Below are 17,403 nucleotides of genomic sequence, written 5' to 3'. Positions count from 1 at the left end.
ACCGCGACCGGCATCCCGCGCACAGAAAGGTTCACGTGGACGCGACCGACCGACACGACCGCCCCCGCGAGACCGCGGGCACGTTGCGGGCGCATTGGGCCTGGTACCACGACGGTGCGGTGCCGGCGTGCAGCGCGGGGCCGGAGCGGCGGGCGCACTTCGAGCGGCTGGTGCGACCCACGCTGGACGAGTACGCGCCGCCCGGATGGGTCGGACTGACCAGCACCGGGCGCGAGGACCCGTTCGTCGCGATGACCCTGCGCGATCCGGACGGCGTCCGCTATTTCACCGCGCCGTACGCCGAGATCGCCGCCGCCGGCGCCGGCTACACCGCGCTGTGGCTGGCCTTTCGCGGCATCGACCTGCCCACCGACCGGGAGCGACCCCTGCGGGTGCGGCTGCCCGGCCCGCCCGCCGAGGTCGCCGTACGGGCAGGCGACTTCGAATGGCTCGCCGGGGTCGCGGCGGCGGTCCTGGCCGGCCCGGTGGTGATCACCGGCGCGGACCGCCTGGACACCCGGGCCCGGCTGGAACTCCTGGACCGGGTGGCCGCGCTGCTGCCCTACGGCTGCCGCGCCGGACTGCGGTTCGCGACCTCGATGGGCTCCACCGGGCGGCTGCGGCCCCGGCTCGCGTTCGGCCGAGTGCCCGCGCCCGGCACGGTGCGGGTCGCCCTGGACGGTGTGCCGGCGGTGCCCGACCTGCCCGCGGCCCGGACCTACCTGGGCGAACTGACCACGCTGCGCCGCCGGATCGGGCTCGACCCGCTGGTCGTCGCGCTCGCGACGCTGCGCGACCCCGGGACGCCCGCCGCCGGAGAGCACGTGCTCGGGTTGCTCGCCGAGGCGGGCGCACGGGCCGGTGCCGGATCGCCGGCGGGGGCGGGGGCCGGGACGGGGGCGGGCTCCGGCGCCGACGCGCGGCGCTCGGCCGCCGTGTTGGTGGGCGCCGCCGCGGCCGGCCCCGCGGCGCGTGCGCCGGCGACCGAGACCCGCCCGCCGTCGGCGCTCGACCGGTTGCTGAGCGGGGAGACCACGCTGTCCGGTCCGATCGCCGAGCGCTGGCGGGCGGAGGACGGCGACGAGGTGACCCGGGACATGGCCGCGGCGCTGCGCGCCCGACCGGCGGGCCTGGCGGTCGGCTGGAACACCGCGGTGGCGGCCGGGCGCGGCGATCGGCTCGTACACGTCCTGCTCGGCCCGGTCCCGCCGCTGCTGGCCGATGCCACCCCGCCCGCCGGCACCGCCGCGCGGGCGCCGCGCGGCGCGGATCCGACCGCCAACGGCTCGGGCCGGGCGGACGGCGACGCGATATCGCCCGAGGCGCTGGTCGCCGACCTGTGCCGGTTGCTCGGCCCGGCGCCGACCACCGACGTGCCTGCGCTCTACGACGCGCTGTGGAACCACCCGGTGGTGCTGCGCCGGCTCCTGGACACCTCGGGAGCGGACCTGCGCGCGTGGCTGGAGGTGATCCGGCCGTGGGACGACCGCGCGCCGGAATGGCTGGCGCCGTACGCGCTGTTGGCGGGCGAGCGGCTGCGACCCGCCGAGATCCCGCCCGCCGAGGCGGTGTTCACGCTGCGCGTGGCCGGGCACACCGACCAGGCCACGATCGCCGCCGTCCTGCACGACCTGTGGCCGACCCTGGTCCCGCTCACCGACCGCCGCGCGGATCCCGCCGCGCAGGGCCTGGCCGCACTCCTGAGCAGAGCGCTCGGGCCGCAGGCGCCGGTCGCCGCCCGGGTGCGGGCCGACGTGCTGCGGCTGGCGCTGGGCGGCGCGCCGACGGACGGGCCGTATGTGGCGGCGGACCTGCTGGCGCTGCGGCACGAGCCGGTCGCCGAGGGACGCTTCGCCGGGTGGATCGCCGCGCTGTTGCGGGCCGTGCCGGTCACCGCCGAACTGCTCGGCGAACTGGTCCGGGCCGGCGATCCGGCGGTTACCGCCGCGGTCGCCGACGCGGTGCTCGCCGACGCCCGACTCGCCGAACTGCCCGGTCTGGACAACGCGTGGTGGGCGGCGGTGGCCCGGGCCCGCCCGGAGTTGGCCGCGCGCGCCGCGAGCGGCTGGTTTCGCGAGGCGCTGCGTGGGGTGAACGCCGACGCGGCGGCCCGGGTGTGGGCGGGCGAGATCGTGGACGGCCCGGCCCGCTCCCGCCGCGACCTGTACGTGCGCGAGGTCGGCCGCTGGTGGCACGGCGCGCCCGATCGTGAGCGCGACCTGCTACTGCCGTACCTGGAGCGGGAACTGACCGCCCGTGGACCGACCCCGGCGCAGGCCCGCGAGGAACTGCGGGCGATCCGGGTGTTGATCGCGGGGCACATCTGGGGGCCGGAGGCCGCACTGCTGATCGTCGAACGTGAACAGGACGAATTCGACGCGTTCCGTCGCCATCTCAAACAGTTGCGGACCGCGCTCAAACACGGTGACGGGCTGCGCGCGCTGGCCCTCCCGGTGATCCTCGCGCTGCTCGCGCTGCTGACCGCGGTGCCTGCGGGCGACGCCGCGGCGGCCCCGCGACCGGTGACGGTCGTCACCGCCGAGCCACCCGATCCCTACGGCGCCGAGCGGCTGATCGCGAGCCTGGGCGCGGATCGGGAGAGCGTGAACTACGTGATCCTGGTGGACACCTCGGCGTCGATGCACCGCACCGGGCGCTACGCCTCGGTCCGCTCGGCGGTGACCACATTCCTGAGCCGGCTCAACCCGCGCGACCGGGTCTCGCTGATCAGCTTCGACACGACCGCGACCGAGTACGGCAACGGCCTGGAACCGGTCACCGACCCGGCCGCGATGGCCGAGCGGCTGCCCGCCGTACGTGCCGCGGACCCGCCCGAGAACGGCCCGGCGGGCAGCTTGCCGCCGATCCGGGCGGAGGTGCCCAGCGATGTGAACGCGGCGCTCGACCGGGCGCTCACCGTGCTGCGCACCTCCGCGCCGAACTCGGTGAACGGGGTCCTGCTGCTCACCGACGCGGCCCGCGACCCGGTCGGCCAGGACCTGCGCAAGGACTTCGACCGGCTCGGCGAGGAGGGCCGCGGTATCGCGGGCTTCGCGATCCCGCTGGCCAGCGACAGCAGCGCGGGGCCGGTGCTGCAGCGGGTGTTGCCGGACACGAAGGTGCTCCGGGACAACCCGGCCGACCCGGGCACCGGCCTGACCCAGGCCCGGACCGGCCTGCAGTTGCGCGGCGCCGCCCGGATCGTGGAGGCGGACAAGGACAAGGGTGTGCGGGCGACCTGGCTGATGCCTCCCGCCGAGCAGCCGGACGCGCTGGACTGCCGGACCTTCCAGCCGGTGCCGCCGAACACCCGACTCGACCTGTCCTCGGGCCGCGAACTGTGCCTGCGCCTGGTGGCGACCACGAGCCGGGTACCGCTCCAGGTCACCCGGCTGCGGGTGGACGGCGTCGGCGTGGTCGGCCTCAAGGACGGCGCGCCGCTGCTCGCGCCCGGCCAACCGGTCTACTTCTCGGTCAACCTGGCCGCGCGCACGCATCGCACCGACGGCATGTGGGCGGACGCCGGCCACTACGAGGCGAAGGCGCGGGTGGCCGGCGAGGTGCGCACCCCGCTGGCCGAGTCGTTCAAGGAGCACCTGCCGAACACCCGGATCACGCTCGGGCCGGAGGTGTCCGGCGACGATCTGCTCTATCGGGGCGACGAACGGGTGGACCTGAGCTGGTGGCCGTGGCTGCTGGTGGGCCTGGGCACGCTCGCGTTCGTCGGGGTCGTGTGGTTCGGATGGTCGTGGATCCGCCCGCGTGTTCGACGTCGTTGGGTACGGTGACGGGTATGCGGATTTTCGTCGTGGACGCGTTCACCGACCAGCCGTTCCGGGGCAATCCGGCGGGAGTGTGCCTGCCCGACCCCGCGCATGCCGAGGACGTCGCCTGGATGCAGTCCGTCGCCGCCGAACTGCGGCACTCCGAGACCGCGTTCGCGGTGGCCCACCCGGGCGCCGACGCGGACTTCGGGCTGCGCTGGTTCACCCCGCAGACCGAGGTGGACCTGTGCGGGCACGCGACGCTGGCGACCGCGCACGTGCTCTTCGGGCAGGGCCTCGCGGACACGTCGCGGATCCGCTTCGCGACCCGCAGCGGGGTGCTCAGCGCGTCTCTGGACAGCGCCGGCGTGGTCCTGGACTTCCCCGCGTTACCGCCGCGCGAGGTGCCGATCCCGTCCGATCTGGGCCTGGCCCTGGGCGTGGAGCCGATCCGGGTGGCCGCGGGCGGTGACGACCTGCTGGTCGAGGTGGCGTCCGAGGCGGTGGTACGCGCGGTGGACCCGGATCTGGGGATGATCGCCGCGCTGCCGTATCGGGCGGTGATCGTCACCGCGCTGGGCACGGGTCGGGCCGATTTCGTCTCGCGCGCGTTCGCGCCCTCGGTCGGCGTCGACGAGGACCCGGTCACCGGGTCCGCGCACTGCGCGCTCGGCCCGTACTGGGCCCCGCGGCTGGACCTTCGCCGGATGACCGGCGCGCAGTTGTCCGCGCGCGGCGGCACGGTCGGCGTGGAACTGGTCGGCGACCGGGTGCGACTGTCGGGCAGCGCGATCACGGTGCTCGAGGGCGACCTGGTCGCGGACTGAGCGGGGCGGGAGGCCCGACACGGCCGATCGACACGGCCGATCGACACGGCCGATCGACAGGGTCGATCGAAACGGGGGCCTGGGTCGACTTCGGTCGGGACACGGCAGTGGATCATTGCGCCCGCCGTTGCTAGCGTGCGCACACCAGCCGATCTGACGCATCGTCAGTAATCCCGGGAGTCGCGCCATGTCCGACGCCATCAGCTACAACGCGTCCCACCTGGGCCTGTGCGTCACCGACCTGGACCGCGCGCTGCGGTTCTATCGCGACGGCCTCGGCTTCACCCCCGTGGTGCGCTACGACGTGGGCAACGAGGTGGCACACACCCTCGAGGTCGAGGGTGACGTGCGTCTGGTCTCGCAGATGATCGCCAAGGCGGGCATGGTCGTCGAACTGCTGCACTACGCGTCGCCGGACCCGCTCGGCGAGCCGTCGCGGCGGCGCAACCAGCTCGGGCTGACCCACCTGTCCTTCATCGTCGAGGATGTGGACGCCGCCGCGGCGCGGCTGGTCGAGTACGGCGGCACGCTCCTCGCCGACACGCGCGCGAGCCTGCCGAGCGAGACCGGCTCGACCGAACTGGTCTTCCTGGCCGACCCGGACGGGACCCGCATCGAGCTGATGCGCCTCGACGGCTGAGCTCCGGGCGCGGATCGGCGCGACCGGTGCGACCTCGGACTCACCCGAGCGTCTCCATCAGCACGTCGCGCACGCACTGCCGCAGCCACGCGTGCCCCAGGTCGGCGTCGTTGCGTGGATGCCAGGCCAACCCCATCGGCAGCGCCGGAAGTTCCAGCGGCACCTCGAAGGTGCGCAACCCCATGCCCTCGACCATCGACGTGATTTGGCCCGCGACCAGGCCGACCAGATCGCTCGACCCGAGGATGAACAGCGAGGACGGGAAGGTCGGCGCGGCGCCCACCACCCGCCGCTCCAGCCCGAGTTCGGCGAGTGCCGCGTCGACCGGGCCGTGCATCTTGCCCCGACGCGAGACGATCAGGTGCTCGGCGGCGGCGAACCGCTCGGGCGTGCACCGACCGCGCAGCAGCGGGTGACCGGCCCGCACGCAGGCGACCATCCGGTCCTCGAAGAGGTGCTCGGTGAGTACCTCCGGCGAGGTGGTGTCGATCACGCCCACCTCCAGATCGGCGACCCCCTCGCGCAGCGCCGGGGTGTCGACGTGGCTCTCCGCGAGGAACTTCAGTCGTACGCCCGGCGCCTCACGCGCCGCGCGCGCGAACAACTGCGCGCCCCACGCGGCGGCGAACGCGTCGTGCGACCACACGGTGAAGGTGCGCGACAGCGTGCCCAGGTTCACGTCGCCGGCGGCGGTGAACAGGGTCCTGGCGCGTTCCACGATGGTGCGCACCTCGGCCCGGATGGCCAGCGCGTGCGGCGTGGGCACCATCGAGCGGCCGGCCCGGACCAGCACCGGATCGCCCAGCGCCTTGCGGATCCGGCCCAGCGTCCGGCTCATCGCCGGCTCGGACAGGTGCATGCGCTGCGCCGCACCGGAGACACTGCACTCCTCCAGGAGCGCGTCCAACGCGGTCAGCAGGTTGAGGTCCATCCCGGATTGCGTCACACGCATCCTTTCCATGCAAAACATGCACTGGAGTCAATCGTTGTCCCAGCCTACGGTGGACGGGTCCGGACACGCAGTCCCCGCAACATTCCTTCCTCCTTCGTCGGTCAGCTCCTGGGGGACCCATGTCCACGCCCGTCCTGGGCACGTCGGCGCCGCGCGCCGGCGGTGCCGAATCCGAATCCGAACCCGCCGGCGCGTCGCGCGCCGTGCTCCTCGCGATGTGCGCCTGCGTGCTGGTCGCGCAGAGCATGGTCGCCGCGATCAACCTGGCCATTCCGCAACTGGCCGCGTCCGGGTTGCATCCGTCCGCCGACAGCATCCTGTGGATCGTCGACGCGTACGTGATCGTCTTCGCCGGCCTGCTCATTCCCGCCGGCGCGCTCGGCGACCGCTACGGCCGCAAGGGCGCACTGCTCGCCGGGCTCGGCGTGTTCGCCGCCGGTGCCGGCGTCAGCGCGCTGGCCACGAACTCGGCCACGCTGATCGCCGGCCGCGGCATCTCCGGCGCGGGCGCCGCGCTGATCATGCCCGCGACCATGTCGATCCTGATGCACGTCTTCCCGGCCGAACGCCGGCCCCAGGCGATGGCGTCCTGGACGCTCGCGGTCGGCCTGGGCGGCCTGCTCGGCAACGTCGGCGGCGGTCTGGTCCAGGAATACCTGCCCTGGCAGGGCCTGTTCTGGATCATGGTCCCGCTCGCCGCGGTGCTCGCCGCGATCGTCCAGTGGGTGACCCCGCGTACCGCCACCCACCCGGCCGCGCTCGATCCGATCGGTTCCGCGCTGCTGATCACCGGCCTGGTCGCGGTGCTGTACGGGATCATCGAGGGCCCGGAGTTCGGTTGGGGCTCCTCCCATGTGATCGGCGGCTTCGCGCTCGGCGGCCTGCTCCTGGCCGGCTTCGTGGTGCACGCGCTCCGTGCCGAACACCCGCTGCTGGACCCGCGCGTGTTCAAGTCCGCCAAGCTGCGGGCCGGCGTGCTCGGGATCGGCGCGAGCTTCTTCGGACTGTTCGCGCTGTTCTTCATCAACGCCCAGTACCTGCAATACGTGAAGGGCTTCTCGGCGCTGCGCACCGGCTTCGCGATCATTCCGCTCACGGTCGGCATGGCCCTCGCGCCGAAGGTCGCGGTCAAGGTGCAACAGCGGGTCGGTACGCGGCCGTTGGTGGTGTTCGGGCTGAGCCTGATCGGGATCGGGCTGCTGTGCATGGCGACGGTGGACGCACGCACCCCCTACGCGGTGTACGCCGGGTTCCTGCTGATCCTCTCGGCGGGCATGGGACTGTGCGCGCCCGCGCTCTCCTTCGGTGTGGTCGCCGAACTGCCCAGGCACCAGGCGGGGTTGGGCTCCGGCCTGAACACCGCCGCGCGGGAGGTCGGGGCGGCGCTGGGGGTCGCGGTGTTCGGCACCATCCTGGCCGGCCGGTTCTCCGGTCAGCCGGCCGTGGAACTCTCCCGGACCCGGGGCGCGGAACACGCCCGGGTCGTGGACTCGTTCACCGACGCGATGTCGGTAGGCTTCCTGGTCGTCGGCGGCCTGCTGCTGGTGGCCACCGCCGTGGTCGCGATGGGCTATCGCGACCGCGCGAGCGCCTCGGCCGACTCGGGCACTTCCGGGAGGACCGCGTGAACCGCGAGACGAGTCGGCGGCGAGGCCCGATGGGCCGGTTGCTCGACCGGGTGTTCCTGTCCGCCACGATCGTCGAGACGGAGTCGATCGCGGCTCGGATGCGACGGATCCGGATGCACGACGACGCGCTGCGCGGACTGTCCTGCCGGCCCGGACAGCAGGTCCGGGTGCATGTGAACGACGTGCTCTCGATGGCGGGTTGGCGCCAGGGGGCGGGCAACCTGTTGCGCACCTACTCGGTCTGGAGCAACGACCCGCAGGCCGGGACGCTGGACCTGTGCGTGCTGGACCACGACGGCGACGCGGGGCCCGGAGCCGCGTGGGGTCGGGCGGCGCGGCCCGGCGACCGGGTCCGGTTCGGCCGGCCCGAGGGCGGCTTCGTGCTGCGTCCGGACGCGCCGTACCACGTGTTCGTCGGCGAGGAGACCGCGTCGGTGGCGCTGGGCGCGATGATCGCCGCGGTGGGCCCGGCGGTGAACGTGTACGGGGTGATCGAGACCGCGACCGCGGCCGACCGGCTGCCGATGCCGCACGCCGAACGGCTCACCTGGCTCGAACGCGGCACCGCGTCTGCGGCCTCCTCGGCGACCCTGGCCGCCGCGGTGGGCCGCCTGGCGCTGCCCGCCACGCCGGGTGTGGCCTACGTGGCGGGCGAGGCCAAGACGGTCAAGCTGGTCCGGGACCGCCTGGTCGCCGACCACGGCTGGGACCGCAGATCGGTGATCACCAAGCCCTTCTGGTCCCCGGGCCGAACCGGCATGGACTGACGTCCGGGACGCCCGCGCTCGCCCCCGGGCGCCGACCGGGCCGTCATCGGCCCGGCCGGCACCCGCCCGCCCCCGCGTTCGGGTGTCGCCCTACAGCGTGAGCAGCGCGCGGATCGGGCGGGTCGGGTCGCTGAGCGGGCGCAGCGCCAGCCGGATCAGCGCGAGCGGGTTGTCGTCGCCGGCGATCCGGTTCGCGCCCAGCGCCCCACAGGACTGGCACTGATGGATCAACTGCCACTCCCCGTCCGGCCGAACGGACATGCTCAGCACGCTCATCCGACCTCGACAGTCGGCCGCCCGATCACCGGGGACGCGGCGATCGAGGTGCAGGCTGGTGAGGCAGTGCGGACAGTGGTTGCGATGCGCCGTACCGGGCGCGAGCAACGGCACGTCGAGTCGACAACCCACGCAGCGGAACGCGTCGCCGCGTCCGGTCCGCCCGTGGGTGACGTCCTTGTACCGCTGCGGGCGCCGGTCGGCCGGTCTGCGGCGGGCCACCGTCACCACTCCCCGAACACTTCGAGCGGGAACGGCGGTTGCGCCAGTGGGCGGACGGCCATTCGGACCAGGATGAGCTGGTTGTCGTCCGGGGCGATCGGATTCGACGTCAGTTCGTCGCACCGGATGCACCGGTGCACGATCATCCAGTCGCCGCCGCGCAGCACCGCGATCGAGATCGGCGACATCCGCGCCGCGCACTCGGACGGGCCGCCCTCGACGCGGTCGAGGACGTGCCGGGAGTGCAGGCAGCTCGGGCAGTGGTTGCGCCGGCCGCCGGCCGGGTCGACGGTGGTCACGGTGAGGCCGCAGCGGACACAGGTGAAGGTGTCGGTGCGTGGTGGGACGGTGTGCTGCTTACCGGAGTTGTTGTTGCCGTTGGACACTCGGAAGTCTCCTTGCCGAAGGCGGAAGCGAAGGCAGCAAGGAAGCGCCGAGCGGTCTCGGAGGGGTCGTCGACGCGGTCCGCCGCGAGGTGCGCGTGCGGACCGGTGGGCCCACCGGGGGGATCAGCGAGCGTCGGGGAGGTCCCGGAGGCCGGATCCGACCGCGGTCATACGAGGCGCGCTCGGCGCGAGGACGGGCATCAACACCTGATTTCCGAAGGGGTGGAGGTCCGCGGTTGCGCGGACCGGACCCGGCGAACGTAACAGCGGGCGCGGCGAGCGAGCCAACGATTTTCGCCGGGCGGGGCGGCGTCCGGGGCCGCGTCGGGGGCCCGCGTCCGAGACCCCTCTCGCCGGCCGAATCGGCCCTGTCAGACTGGGCCGATGATCGTCAGACCCGCGCACGCGGCGGACCGGGCCGGATTTCTCGCACTGGCCGCCGAGGTCGAGCACTGGTTCGGACCGATGGTGGACGAGCCCGGATTCCACGCGGCGCTGGACGAGCACATCCGAACCGGCCTGGCGCTCGTGGTGCCCGCCGACCCCGGACCCGGCCTGCTGGGCGGCCTGCTGTTCGGCGCCGAACCGCCGGTGCACCACGTGCACTGGCTGGTGGTGGCCGGGGCCGCCCGAGGGCGGGGCGTGGGCCGGGCGCTGATGGCGGAGGCGGCGCGCCGGTACGTACGCGGGCCGGGCACCGTCGAGTTGATCACCTTCGGGCTCGACCACCCGGGCGCGATCGAGGGCGGCTCGCGCGCGTTCTACGAGTCGCTCGGCTTCGTGCCGGCCGAGTCCGCCGAGCCGGGGCCCGAGGGCGGTTCGCGGCAGGTCTTCCGGCGCACGGTCGACTGAGTGCCGACCGAGCGCCGCCGTCCGACCGGGGAGACCGGTCGGACGGCGGCGACGTGTCGGGTTCAGCCGTGGATCACACCACGCCGAAGGCGTTCATCGCGTCGGCGACGCGCAGGAAGCCGGCCACATTGGCGCCCAGCACGTAGTCGCCCTCGTGACCGTGCTCGGCGGCGGTGCTCAGGCACGTGTCGTGGATGTCGCGCATGATCGCGCCGAGTCGGGCGTCGGTGTCGGCGAAGCTCCAGGACGTGCGGGCCGCGTTCTGCGCCATCTCCAGGGCCGAGGTGGCCACCCCACCCGCGTTGGCCGCCTTGCCCGGCGCGAACGACACGCCCGCGGCGCGGAAGACGTGCACCGCGTCCGGCGTGCACGGCATGTTGGCGCCCTCCGCGACCGCCGTCAGGCCGTGTTTGACCAAGTGCGCGGCGGCCGGGCCGGACAGCTCGTTCTGCGTCGCGCACGGCAGCGCGACATCGCACGGGACCTCCCAGACCGAGCCGTCCGGCACGTAGCGCGCGTGCGCAACCCGATCGGCGTACTCCGCGATCCGGCCGCGCCGGTCCAGCTTGATCTCCTTGAGCAGGTCCAGGTCCAGGCCCTTGTCGTCGACGATGTAGCCGGTCGAGTCGGAGGCCGCCACGACGCGGGCGCCGAGCTCGCGGGCCTTCTCGATGGCGAAGATCGACACGTTGCCCGAACCGGAGACCACCGCACGCCGGCCCACCAGGTCGTCGCCGCGCGCCGCCAGCATCTCGGCCAGGAAGTACACGCAGCCGTACCCGGTCGCCTCGGTGCGCACCTGCGATCCGCCCCAGCCCAGCCCCTTGCCGGTGAGCACGCCGGACTCGTAGCGGTTGGTGATCCGCCGGTACTGACCGAACAGGTAGCCGATCTCGCGTCCACCGACCCCGATGTCACCGGCGGGCACGTCGGTATGTTCACCCAGGTGGCGGTACAGCTCGGTCATGAACGACTGGCAGAAGCGCATCACCTCGGCGTCCGAGCGGCCCTTGGGGTCGAAGTCCGAACCGCCCTTGCCGCCGCCGATGCCGAGCCCGGTCAGGGCGTTCTTGAAGATCTGTTCGAAGCCGAGGAACTTGACCACGCTCAGGTTCACCGACGGGTGGAAGCGCAACCCGCCCTTGTACGGGCCGAGCGCGCCGTTGAACTCCACCCGAAAGCCCCGGTTGACATGGACCCGACCGGCGTCGTCGGTCCACGGCACCCGGAACAGCACCTGGCGTTCGGGCTCCACCAGCCGTTCCAGGAGTGCCGCGTCGGCGAGTTCGGGCCGCCTGGTCAGGGCCGAGGCGAGGCTTTCCAGCACCTCGTGCACCGCCTGGTGGAATTCGGGCTCTCCGGGATTGCGGCGCCGCACCTCGTCGAAGGTGGCCGCTGCCGGGCCGGTCAGCTCGGCGAATGCCTGGAGACTCATGGATGGTTGTCCTTCCGTCGACGGGGCGCGTCGCGGGCGATCGCGTGCGGTTACGCTATCCGGCTTCGGGGCCTCCTCGATCCACGGCGGACGTTCGGGAGGAGAAGAGGGAACGCCCTCATTTCCCGCGGCACCCCACCTGCGATGCTGCCTTGCGTGTGGCCCAACAGAGTTGATGCAGCGTCACGTCGAGTGGCGGCCCTGGCACTGGTATTTCTGGTGACCGCGTGCGGGAGCGGTGGGGCGGACGGCGCCGACGCGCGCTCCGAGCCCCCGTCCCGGTACGCCCCGGTGGAGGTCGGTGTACCCGATCCGGTGATCGCGCCCCCGGTGCCGGCGCCGCCGTGCGACCCGAGTCGGAGTCTGACCCCGATCACCCCGCCCCGGCCGGGCGGCACGATGCCGGCCGGTTCGACGATGCGGGCGATCCAGGAGCGGGGCAGGCTGGTGGTCGGCGTCGACCAGAACACCCGGATGTTCTCCGCGCGCAGTGCGGGCACCGGGGAGTTGGAGGGCTTCGACATAGAGCTGGCCCGGGAGGTGGCGAAGGCGATCTTCGGCGACCCGGACCGGATCCAGTTCCGGACCATCCCGCCCGGTCGCCGGATCGACGTGTTGGTCGACGGCCAGGCGGACATGGTCGTGGACGCGATGACGATCACCTGCGAGCGCCGCCAACAGGTGGAGTTCTCCGGCGTCTACCTCGACGACGCGCTGCGCTTCCTGGTGCCCCGCGGCACGAAGGTGGCCAGTCTGGCCGATCTGGCCGGAAAGTACGTGTGCGTGTCCGCGAACACCACGCCCGAACGCCGGGTGGCCGAGTCCAAGGCCAGGGTGTACGCGGTGGCGGACCGGACCGACTGCCTGGTCGCGCTCCAGGAGGGCCGGGTGGCGGCGGCGTACACCAACGCCTCGCTCCTGGAGAGCCTGCGCGAGCAGGACCCGTGGTTGGAGGTGGTCGGCCCGACCGCCGTGGAGGAGGTCAAGGGCATCGCGGTGCCCAAGGGGCAGACCGACTTCGTGCGCTTCCTCAACGGCGTGCTGGAGCAGCTCAAGAGCAGCGGCCGTTGGCAGCAGTTGTACGACGAATGGCTGGGCAAGGCGCTCGGGCCGGCCAAGCCGCCGGCCACGACCTACGGCGGATGACGGTTGTGGCAGCGGTTACTGACGATGCGTCAGGTCGCTGCTACGTTGCCGCCATGTTCCTTTCGCTCGGACTGCCCACGCACCTGGTCGAGGCCGGCGCCGACCTGATCAGCGCCGAGGCCGTGATGGAGATGTCCCGCGTGGCCGAGTCCGCCGGGTTCGACGCGGTCTTCACCACCGACCACCCGTTCCCCGGCGACCAGTGGCTCGCCCACGGCGGCCACCACACGCTGGATCCGATGGTCACACTGTCCTTCGCGGCGGCGGCCACCACCCGGCTGCGGCTGCACACCAACCTGTTCGTCCCGGCGTACCGCAACCCGTATCTGTCCGCGAAGATGATCTCCTCGCTGGACGCGCTCTCCGGCGGTCGGGTGATCCTGGGCGTGGGCGCGGGCTACCTGGAGCCCGAGTTCGCCGCGCTGGGCGCCGACTACGCGAACCGCAACGACGTGTTGGACGACGCGCTGCGGGCGATGCGCGCGGCGTGGACCGGGGAGAGCGTGGCGGGCAACACCATGCGTCCGCGCCCGGCGCAGCCGCGGATCCCGATCTGGGTGGGCGGCAACAGCAAGCGGGCGATCCGCCGGGTGGTGGACCTGTGCGACGGCTGGCTGCCGATGCCGGCGCCGGCGGGCGCGTCCAAGTACCTCAAGACCCCGGGCCTGGAGACGCTGGCCGACCTGGCGGCGCGGCTGGACTACGCCCGCGAGTACGCGGCCTCGGTGGGCCGTACCGACCCGATCGACATCACCTTCATGCCGCGCGGGATGAGCATGTTCGACGGCGACGGCATCGACCACGAGGCGATCGTCGCGGACCTGACCGAGCAGGCCGAGGCCGGGGTGACCGGGGTGACGCTGACCCTGCCGGCCACGTCGCGGGAACAGTACCTGGAGCAGACCGCCGCGTTCGGCGAGCTGGTCGTGCCGCACGTCAAGAAGCTCGCCGTGCGCCCGCTCCTGGCCTGAAGACACCGAGGGCCCGACGCCGATCGGCGCCGGGCCCCGCGGTCAGCGTCGGGTCACCGTGCGGGTCACTGCCCGTAGGACCCGATGAATTCACCGATCCGGGTGATCGCGTCGGTCAGGTCGTCGACCTGGGGCAGCGTCACGACGCGGAAGTGGTCCGGCTGGTGCCAGTTGAATCCGGTGCCCTGCACGACCAGGATTCGCTGGCTCTGGAGCAGGTCGAAGACGAACTTCTCGTCGTCGACGATCTTGCACACGTCCGGGTCGATCCGGGGGAATGCGTACAGCGCGCCCTTGGGCTTGACGCAGGTCACCCCCGGGATCGAGATCAGCGCCTCGTACGCGGCGTCGCGCTGGGCGTGCAGCCGGCCGCCGGGCAGGATCAGGTCGTTGATGCTCTGATAGCCGCCGAGCGCGGTGGCGATCGCGTGCTGCGAGGGCACGTTCGCGCACAGGCGCATGTTGGCCAGGATGTTCAGGCCCTCGATGTAGCTGGTCGCGTGCCGCTTGGGGCCGGACAGCAGCAACCATCCGGAGCGGAATCCGGCCACCCGGTAGGCCTTGGACAGGCCGTTGAAGGTCAGGCACAGCAGGTCCGGCGCGAGTGAGGCGAGCGGGACGTGCACGGCGTCGTCGTAGAGGATCTTGTCGTAGATCTCGTCGGCGAGGAGGAGGAGTCCGTGCCGGCGGGCGAGCTCGACGATGCCTTCGAGGATCCGCTGCGGGTAGACCGAACCGGTCGGGTTGTTCGGATTGATCACCACGATCGCGCGGGTGCGGTCGGTGATCTTGGCCGCGATGTCGTCGAGGTCGGGATACCAGTCGGCCCCCTCGTCGCACAGGTAGTGCACCGGGGTGCCGCCGGACAGGCTGACCGCCGCCGTCCACAGCGGGTAGTCCGGCATCGGCACGAGCACCTCGTCGCCGTTGTTCAACAGCGCCTGTAGGGCCATCACGATCAGCTCGGAGACGCCGTTGCCCAGGTAGACGTCGTCGACGTCGACACCCTCGATACCGCGCGTCTGATAGTGCTGGACCACCGCCCGGCGGGCGGACAACACACCCTTGGAGTCCGAGTAACCCTGCGCGGACGGCAGGTTGCGGATCATGTCGTGCAGGATCTCGTCGGGGGCCTCGAAGCCGAACGGCGCGGGGTTGCCGATGTTCAGCTTGAGGATCCGGTGTCCCTCGTCCTCCAGGCGTTTCGCCTCGTCGAGAACCGGACCCCGGATGTCGTAACAGACGTCCGCGAGCTTGCCCGACTGACGTACCTCGGGCAACGGACGATGTTGCGGTTGCGACAACTCTTCGACGCTCACCTGGATATCTCCTCCTCGCAGGGCAGTCGCCCGCGAGATCCTCGTGTGCACGGCGGAGGCGGGCGAGGTTGCGAGTCTTCCACGCCCGACGTCCGGCACGCAGTGGGATATTTGACACGTGGATCGGCCGGTACCCGCCCGAGACCGGGCCTGCACCTGCTCGTGACGCCGCCCGCCGGCCCACAAGAGTTCATCCGAGCGTTGCCCGCGTGGCAGATTGGGGTCGCCCGACGGCGCCCTCGCGGTGCCACTCTGCGGCATATGGACGTGTCGTACTTCTACGGAACAGCGGGCGAAATCGACGCCGCGAGTCTGTACCGGCTGCTGTCGCTGCGCAGCCGGGTCTTCGTGGTCGCACGCCGGCAGCCCTGGCTCGATCCCGACGGCCGCGACATCGAGCCGGGAACCGCGCACCTGTGGGCGGAACAGGACGGTGTGGCGGTGTCCACGCTGCGGCTGACCGAGGAGGGGGACGGCCTGCTGCGGATGGGCCGCGTCTGTACGTTGTTGTCGCATCGTCGACAGGGGCACGCCACCGTGCTGGTCCGGCACGCGCTGGTGCTGGCGGGTCCGCGCCCGGTGATCTCCGACGTGTACGCGCGCAGCGCCGACTGGTTCACCCGTCGGGGCTTCGAGCCGCGCGGCGGGCGCACCGTCGTGGACGGCGAACCGCACACCTCGATCCGGCACGTGCCCGCCGCCCGACGCGCGGCACCGGTGCCGTCCGGGGGAACGGGGCCGGGGCATCGGGGCGGCGGGTACGTACCGGCCTGGGCGTCGACCTGACCGCGATCGCGCGCGGGGCGGGCCCGGGACGCGTGCGATAGCGCGGTTCCGCGGCGGTACGTCCGCTCGGCCGCGTGTGCGTCGGAGCAAGCCCCACCGGGCCCGACGGGCGCGGCGGACCCGTGCCGCGCCCGGGCCCGGGCGGAGCCGGCGCCCACCCGGTGCGCTCGCGGCGGTCGCGCCGTGGTGTCCGGCAGACCGGAAAACCGGTGGCCTCGCGTGCCCCACGGCGGTGCCCTGACGTGTTTGGATGGGCTCTCGCGTCGGGGAGGGATCGGCCATGCGATTTGTAGTTCTGGGGGCCGGGGCAATCGGCGGCATCCTCGGCGCTCGCCTCGCGCAGTCGGGGCACGACGTACACCTGGTCGGTCGGCGCGCGCACGTCGACGCGATCAGCGCCCACGGACTGCGGGTCCTGACCCCCGACGGCGAGGACGTGGTGCGCCTCGCCGCGGTGACCGACATCGCGACGCTGGATTCCCTGGTGGACTGGGCCGAGGTGGACGCGGTGGTGCTGTGCGTCAAGTCCCACGACACCGTCGGCGCGCTGCGCGAGTTGGCCCGCTACGCCGACTCACGGGTGCCGATCCTGTGCGCGCAGAACGGCGTGGCCAACGAGGACGCCGCGCTGCGCCTGTTCGCGAACGTGTACGGCGTCCTGGTCGCGTGCCCGTCCGCCTACCTCGAACCCGGCGTCGTGCGCGCGTACTCGTCGCCGGTGACCGGAGTCCTGGACATCGGCCGGTACCCGCACGGCCGGGACGCGTTCGCGGCCCAGGTGTCACGTGTCCTGTCGGGCGCCGGCTACGGCTCCGAGGTGTACCCGGACATCACCGCGTACAAGTACGGCAAGCTGGTGACCAACCTGGGCAACGCGGTCGAGGCGCTGTGCGGCCCGAACGCGCGCGGCGGAAATCTGGACCGACTCGCGATGGACGAGGCGCGCACGGTGCTCTTCTCGGCCGGGATCCACGCCGAGTTCGCGCCGGTCAGCCCCCTTGTGCAGGTACGCCCGGTGGGTGGGGAGCGGCGGCCCGGCGGCTCGTCCTGGCAGAGCCTGTACCGGCACACCGGCGGCATCGAGACCGACTACCTCAACGGCGAGATCGTCCGGATCGGCCGCCTGCACGGCGTGCCGACCCCGGTCAACGCCGAACTGCAACGCGCGGCGAATCGATTGGTCGCCATCGGCGGCGAGCCCGGCTCGGTATCCGAACTCGACCTGCTGCGCGCGGTGGTGGACGGACGAGGTTGAGGTCCGCCCGGGGCGCCGTCCGCACGTGGCGCGGCCCGGCCAGGCCGCTGGGACGCGCCCTGGAGAGAGCGAAAAGCCGGTGACCGGTCCGGTGCCGCCTCGCTAATGTGACGGTCCGTCGGTGAACCGCCGACGCGTCGATCCGCCGCTTCGGCGACATCGGCCCAGGATCCGCCC

15 protein-coding genes are annotated in these 17,403 nt (G+C 72.7%); 10 read left to right on the top strand and 5 right to left on the bottom strand.

Annotation, left to right across the window (positions count from 1 at the left end):
* The first annotated feature begins 35 nt into the window (after positions 1-35).
* The 3 genes from OG948_RS05025 (at position 36) to OG948_RS05015 (ending at position 5,231) form a co-directional block, all read left to right on the top strand.
* Complete coding sequence (locus OG948_RS05025; RefSeq protein ID WP_406294155.1) at positions 36-3,788, top strand: VWA domain-containing protein; 3,753 nt, start codon at positions 36-38, stop codon at positions 3,786-3,788.
* A gap of 5 nt (positions 3,789-3,793) precedes the next feature.
* Positions 3,794-4,591, top strand: a complete 798-nt coding sequence (locus tag OG948_RS05020) for a PhzF family phenazine biosynthesis protein (RefSeq protein ID WP_406294154.1) — start codon at positions 3,794-3,796, stop codon at positions 4,589-4,591.
* 187 nt (positions 4,592-4,778) lie between these two features.
* On the top strand, positions 4,779-5,231 hold the full coding sequence (locus OG948_RS05015) for a VOC family protein (protein ID WP_406294152.1): 453 nt from the start codon (positions 4,779-4,781) through the stop codon (positions 5,229-5,231).
* A gap of 40 nt (positions 5,232-5,271) precedes the next feature.
* On the opposite strand, the gene OG948_RS05010 is transcribed toward OG948_RS05015, so the two are convergent.
* Complete coding sequence (locus OG948_RS05010) at positions 5,272-6,183, bottom strand: LysR family transcriptional regulator (protein WP_406294151.1); 912 nt, start codon at positions 6,181-6,183, stop codon at positions 5,272-5,274.
* 119 nt (positions 6,184-6,302) lie between these two features.
* On the opposite strand from OG948_RS05010, the gene OG948_RS05005 reads away from it, so the two are divergent.
* Positions 6,303-7,811, top strand: a complete 1,509-nt coding sequence (locus OG948_RS05005; protein WP_406294150.1) for an MFS transporter — start codon at positions 6,303-6,305, stop codon at positions 7,809-7,811.
* Entirely contained in the window at positions 7,808-8,578 is a 771-nt protein-coding gene (locus OG948_RS05000; RefSeq protein WP_406294149.1) for a siderophore-interacting protein, read from the top strand. Before OG948_RS05005 ends, OG948_RS05000 begins: the two co-directional genes overlap by 4 nt.
* A gap of 90 nt (positions 8,579-8,668) precedes the next feature.
* On the opposite strand, the gene OG948_RS04995 is transcribed toward OG948_RS05000, so the two are convergent.
* On the bottom strand, positions 8,669-9,085 hold the full coding sequence (locus OG948_RS04995; RefSeq protein ID WP_406294147.1) for an RNHCP domain-containing protein: 417 nt from the start codon (positions 9,083-9,085) through the stop codon (positions 8,669-8,671).
* On the bottom strand, positions 9,079-9,462 hold the full coding sequence (locus tag OG948_RS04990; RefSeq protein WP_406294146.1) for an RNHCP domain-containing protein: 384 nt from the start codon (positions 9,460-9,462) through the stop codon (positions 9,079-9,081). The genes OG948_RS04995 and OG948_RS04990 overlap by 7 nt, the downstream gene beginning before the upstream one ends.
* 384 nt (positions 9,463-9,846) lie before the next feature.
* Between OG948_RS04990 and OG948_RS04985 the strand changes: the two genes are divergently transcribed.
* Positions 9,847-10,314: a GNAT family N-acetyltransferase gene (locus OG948_RS04985; protein ID WP_406294144.1), complete on the top strand. Its 468-nt coding sequence runs from the start codon at positions 9,847-9,849 to the stop codon at positions 10,312-10,314.
* A 73-nt stretch (positions 10,315-10,387) separates the two neighbouring features.
* Here OG948_RS04985 and gdhA read toward each other — a convergent pair whose 3' ends face one another.
* Entirely contained in the window at positions 10,388-11,749 is a 1,362-nt protein-coding gene (gdhA, locus tag OG948_RS04980) for an NADP-specific glutamate dehydrogenase (protein WP_406294142.1), read from the bottom strand.
* 192 nt (positions 11,750-11,941) lie between these two features.
* Here gdhA and OG948_RS04975 point away from each other — a divergent pair, with 192 nt between their 5' ends.
* Together OG948_RS04975 and OG948_RS04970 are read left to right on the top strand one after the other, a co-directional pair.
* Positions 11,942-12,895, top strand: coding sequence for a glutamate ABC transporter substrate-binding protein (locus OG948_RS04975; RefSeq protein WP_406294140.1), 954 nt, complete (start codon positions 11,942-11,944; stop codon positions 12,893-12,895).
* Positions 12,896-12,948: 53 nt separating this feature from the next.
* On the top strand, positions 12,949-13,866 hold the full coding sequence (locus OG948_RS04970; RefSeq protein ID WP_406294138.1) for an LLM class F420-dependent oxidoreductase: 918 nt from the start codon (positions 12,949-12,951) through the stop codon (positions 13,864-13,866).
* Between the two features lie 65 nt (positions 13,867-13,931).
* Here OG948_RS04970 and OG948_RS04965 read toward each other — a convergent pair whose 3' ends face one another.
* The gene (locus OG948_RS04965) at positions 13,932-15,146 is read right to left on the bottom strand and encodes a pyridoxal phosphate-dependent aminotransferase (protein WP_406300186.1); all 1,215 of its coding nucleotides are present in this window, start codon (positions 15,144-15,146) and stop codon (positions 13,932-13,934) included.
* A gap of 300 nt (positions 15,147-15,446) precedes the next feature.
* Between OG948_RS04965 and OG948_RS04960 the strand changes: the two genes are divergently transcribed.
* Positions 15,447-15,971, top strand: coding sequence for a GNAT family N-acetyltransferase (locus OG948_RS04960; protein WP_406294137.1), 525 nt, complete (start codon positions 15,447-15,449; stop codon positions 15,969-15,971).
* A 280-nt stretch (positions 15,972-16,251) separates the two neighbouring features.
* Positions 16,252-17,226 (top strand): ketopantoate reductase family protein, encoded by a 975-nt coding sequence (locus OG948_RS04955; RefSeq protein ID WP_406294135.1) that lies wholly within the window; start codon positions 16,252-16,254, stop codon positions 17,224-17,226.
* The last annotated feature ends 177 nt before the right edge of the window (positions 17,227-17,403 follow it).

Source organism: Embleya sp. NBC_00888, from assembly GCF_045207655.1.
Classification (GTDB): domain Bacteria; phylum Actinomycetota; class Actinomycetes; order Streptomycetales; family Streptomycetaceae; genus Embleya.
This window is presented reverse-complemented; position numbering and strand designations above follow the sequence as displayed.

Coding starts and splice junctions, on each gene's coding strand:
- OG948_RS05020 (WP_406294154.1), top strand. CDS start 3,794: ATGCGGATTTTCGTCGTGGACGCGTTCACCGACCAGCCGTTCCGGGGC.
- OG948_RS05015 (WP_406294152.1), top strand. CDS start 4,779: ATGTCCGACGCCATCAGCTACAACGCGTCCCACCTGGGCCTGTGCGTC.
- OG948_RS05010 (WP_406294151.1), bottom strand. CDS start 6,183: ATGCGTGTGACGCAATCCGGGATGGACCTCAACCTGCTGACCGCGTTG.
- OG948_RS05005 (WP_406294150.1), top strand. CDS start 6,303: ATGTCCACGCCCGTCCTGGGCACGTCGGCGCCGCGCGCCGGCGGTGCC.
- OG948_RS04985 (WP_406294144.1), top strand. CDS start 9,847: ATGATCGTCAGACCCGCGCACGCGGCGGACCGGGCCGGATTTCTCGCA.
- gdhA (WP_406294142.1), bottom strand. CDS start 11,749: ATGAGTCTCCAGGCATTCGCCGAGCTGACCGGCCCGGCAGCGGCCACC.
- OG948_RS04970 (WP_406294138.1), top strand. CDS start 12,949: ATGTTCCTTTCGCTCGGACTGCCCACGCACCTGGTCGAGGCCGGCGCC.
- OG948_RS04960 (WP_406294137.1), top strand. CDS start 15,447: ATGGACGTGTCGTACTTCTACGGAACAGCGGGCGAAATCGACGCCGCG.
- OG948_RS04955 (WP_406294135.1), top strand. CDS start 16,252: ATGCGATTTGTAGTTCTGGGGGCCGGGGCAATCGGCGGCATCCTCGGC.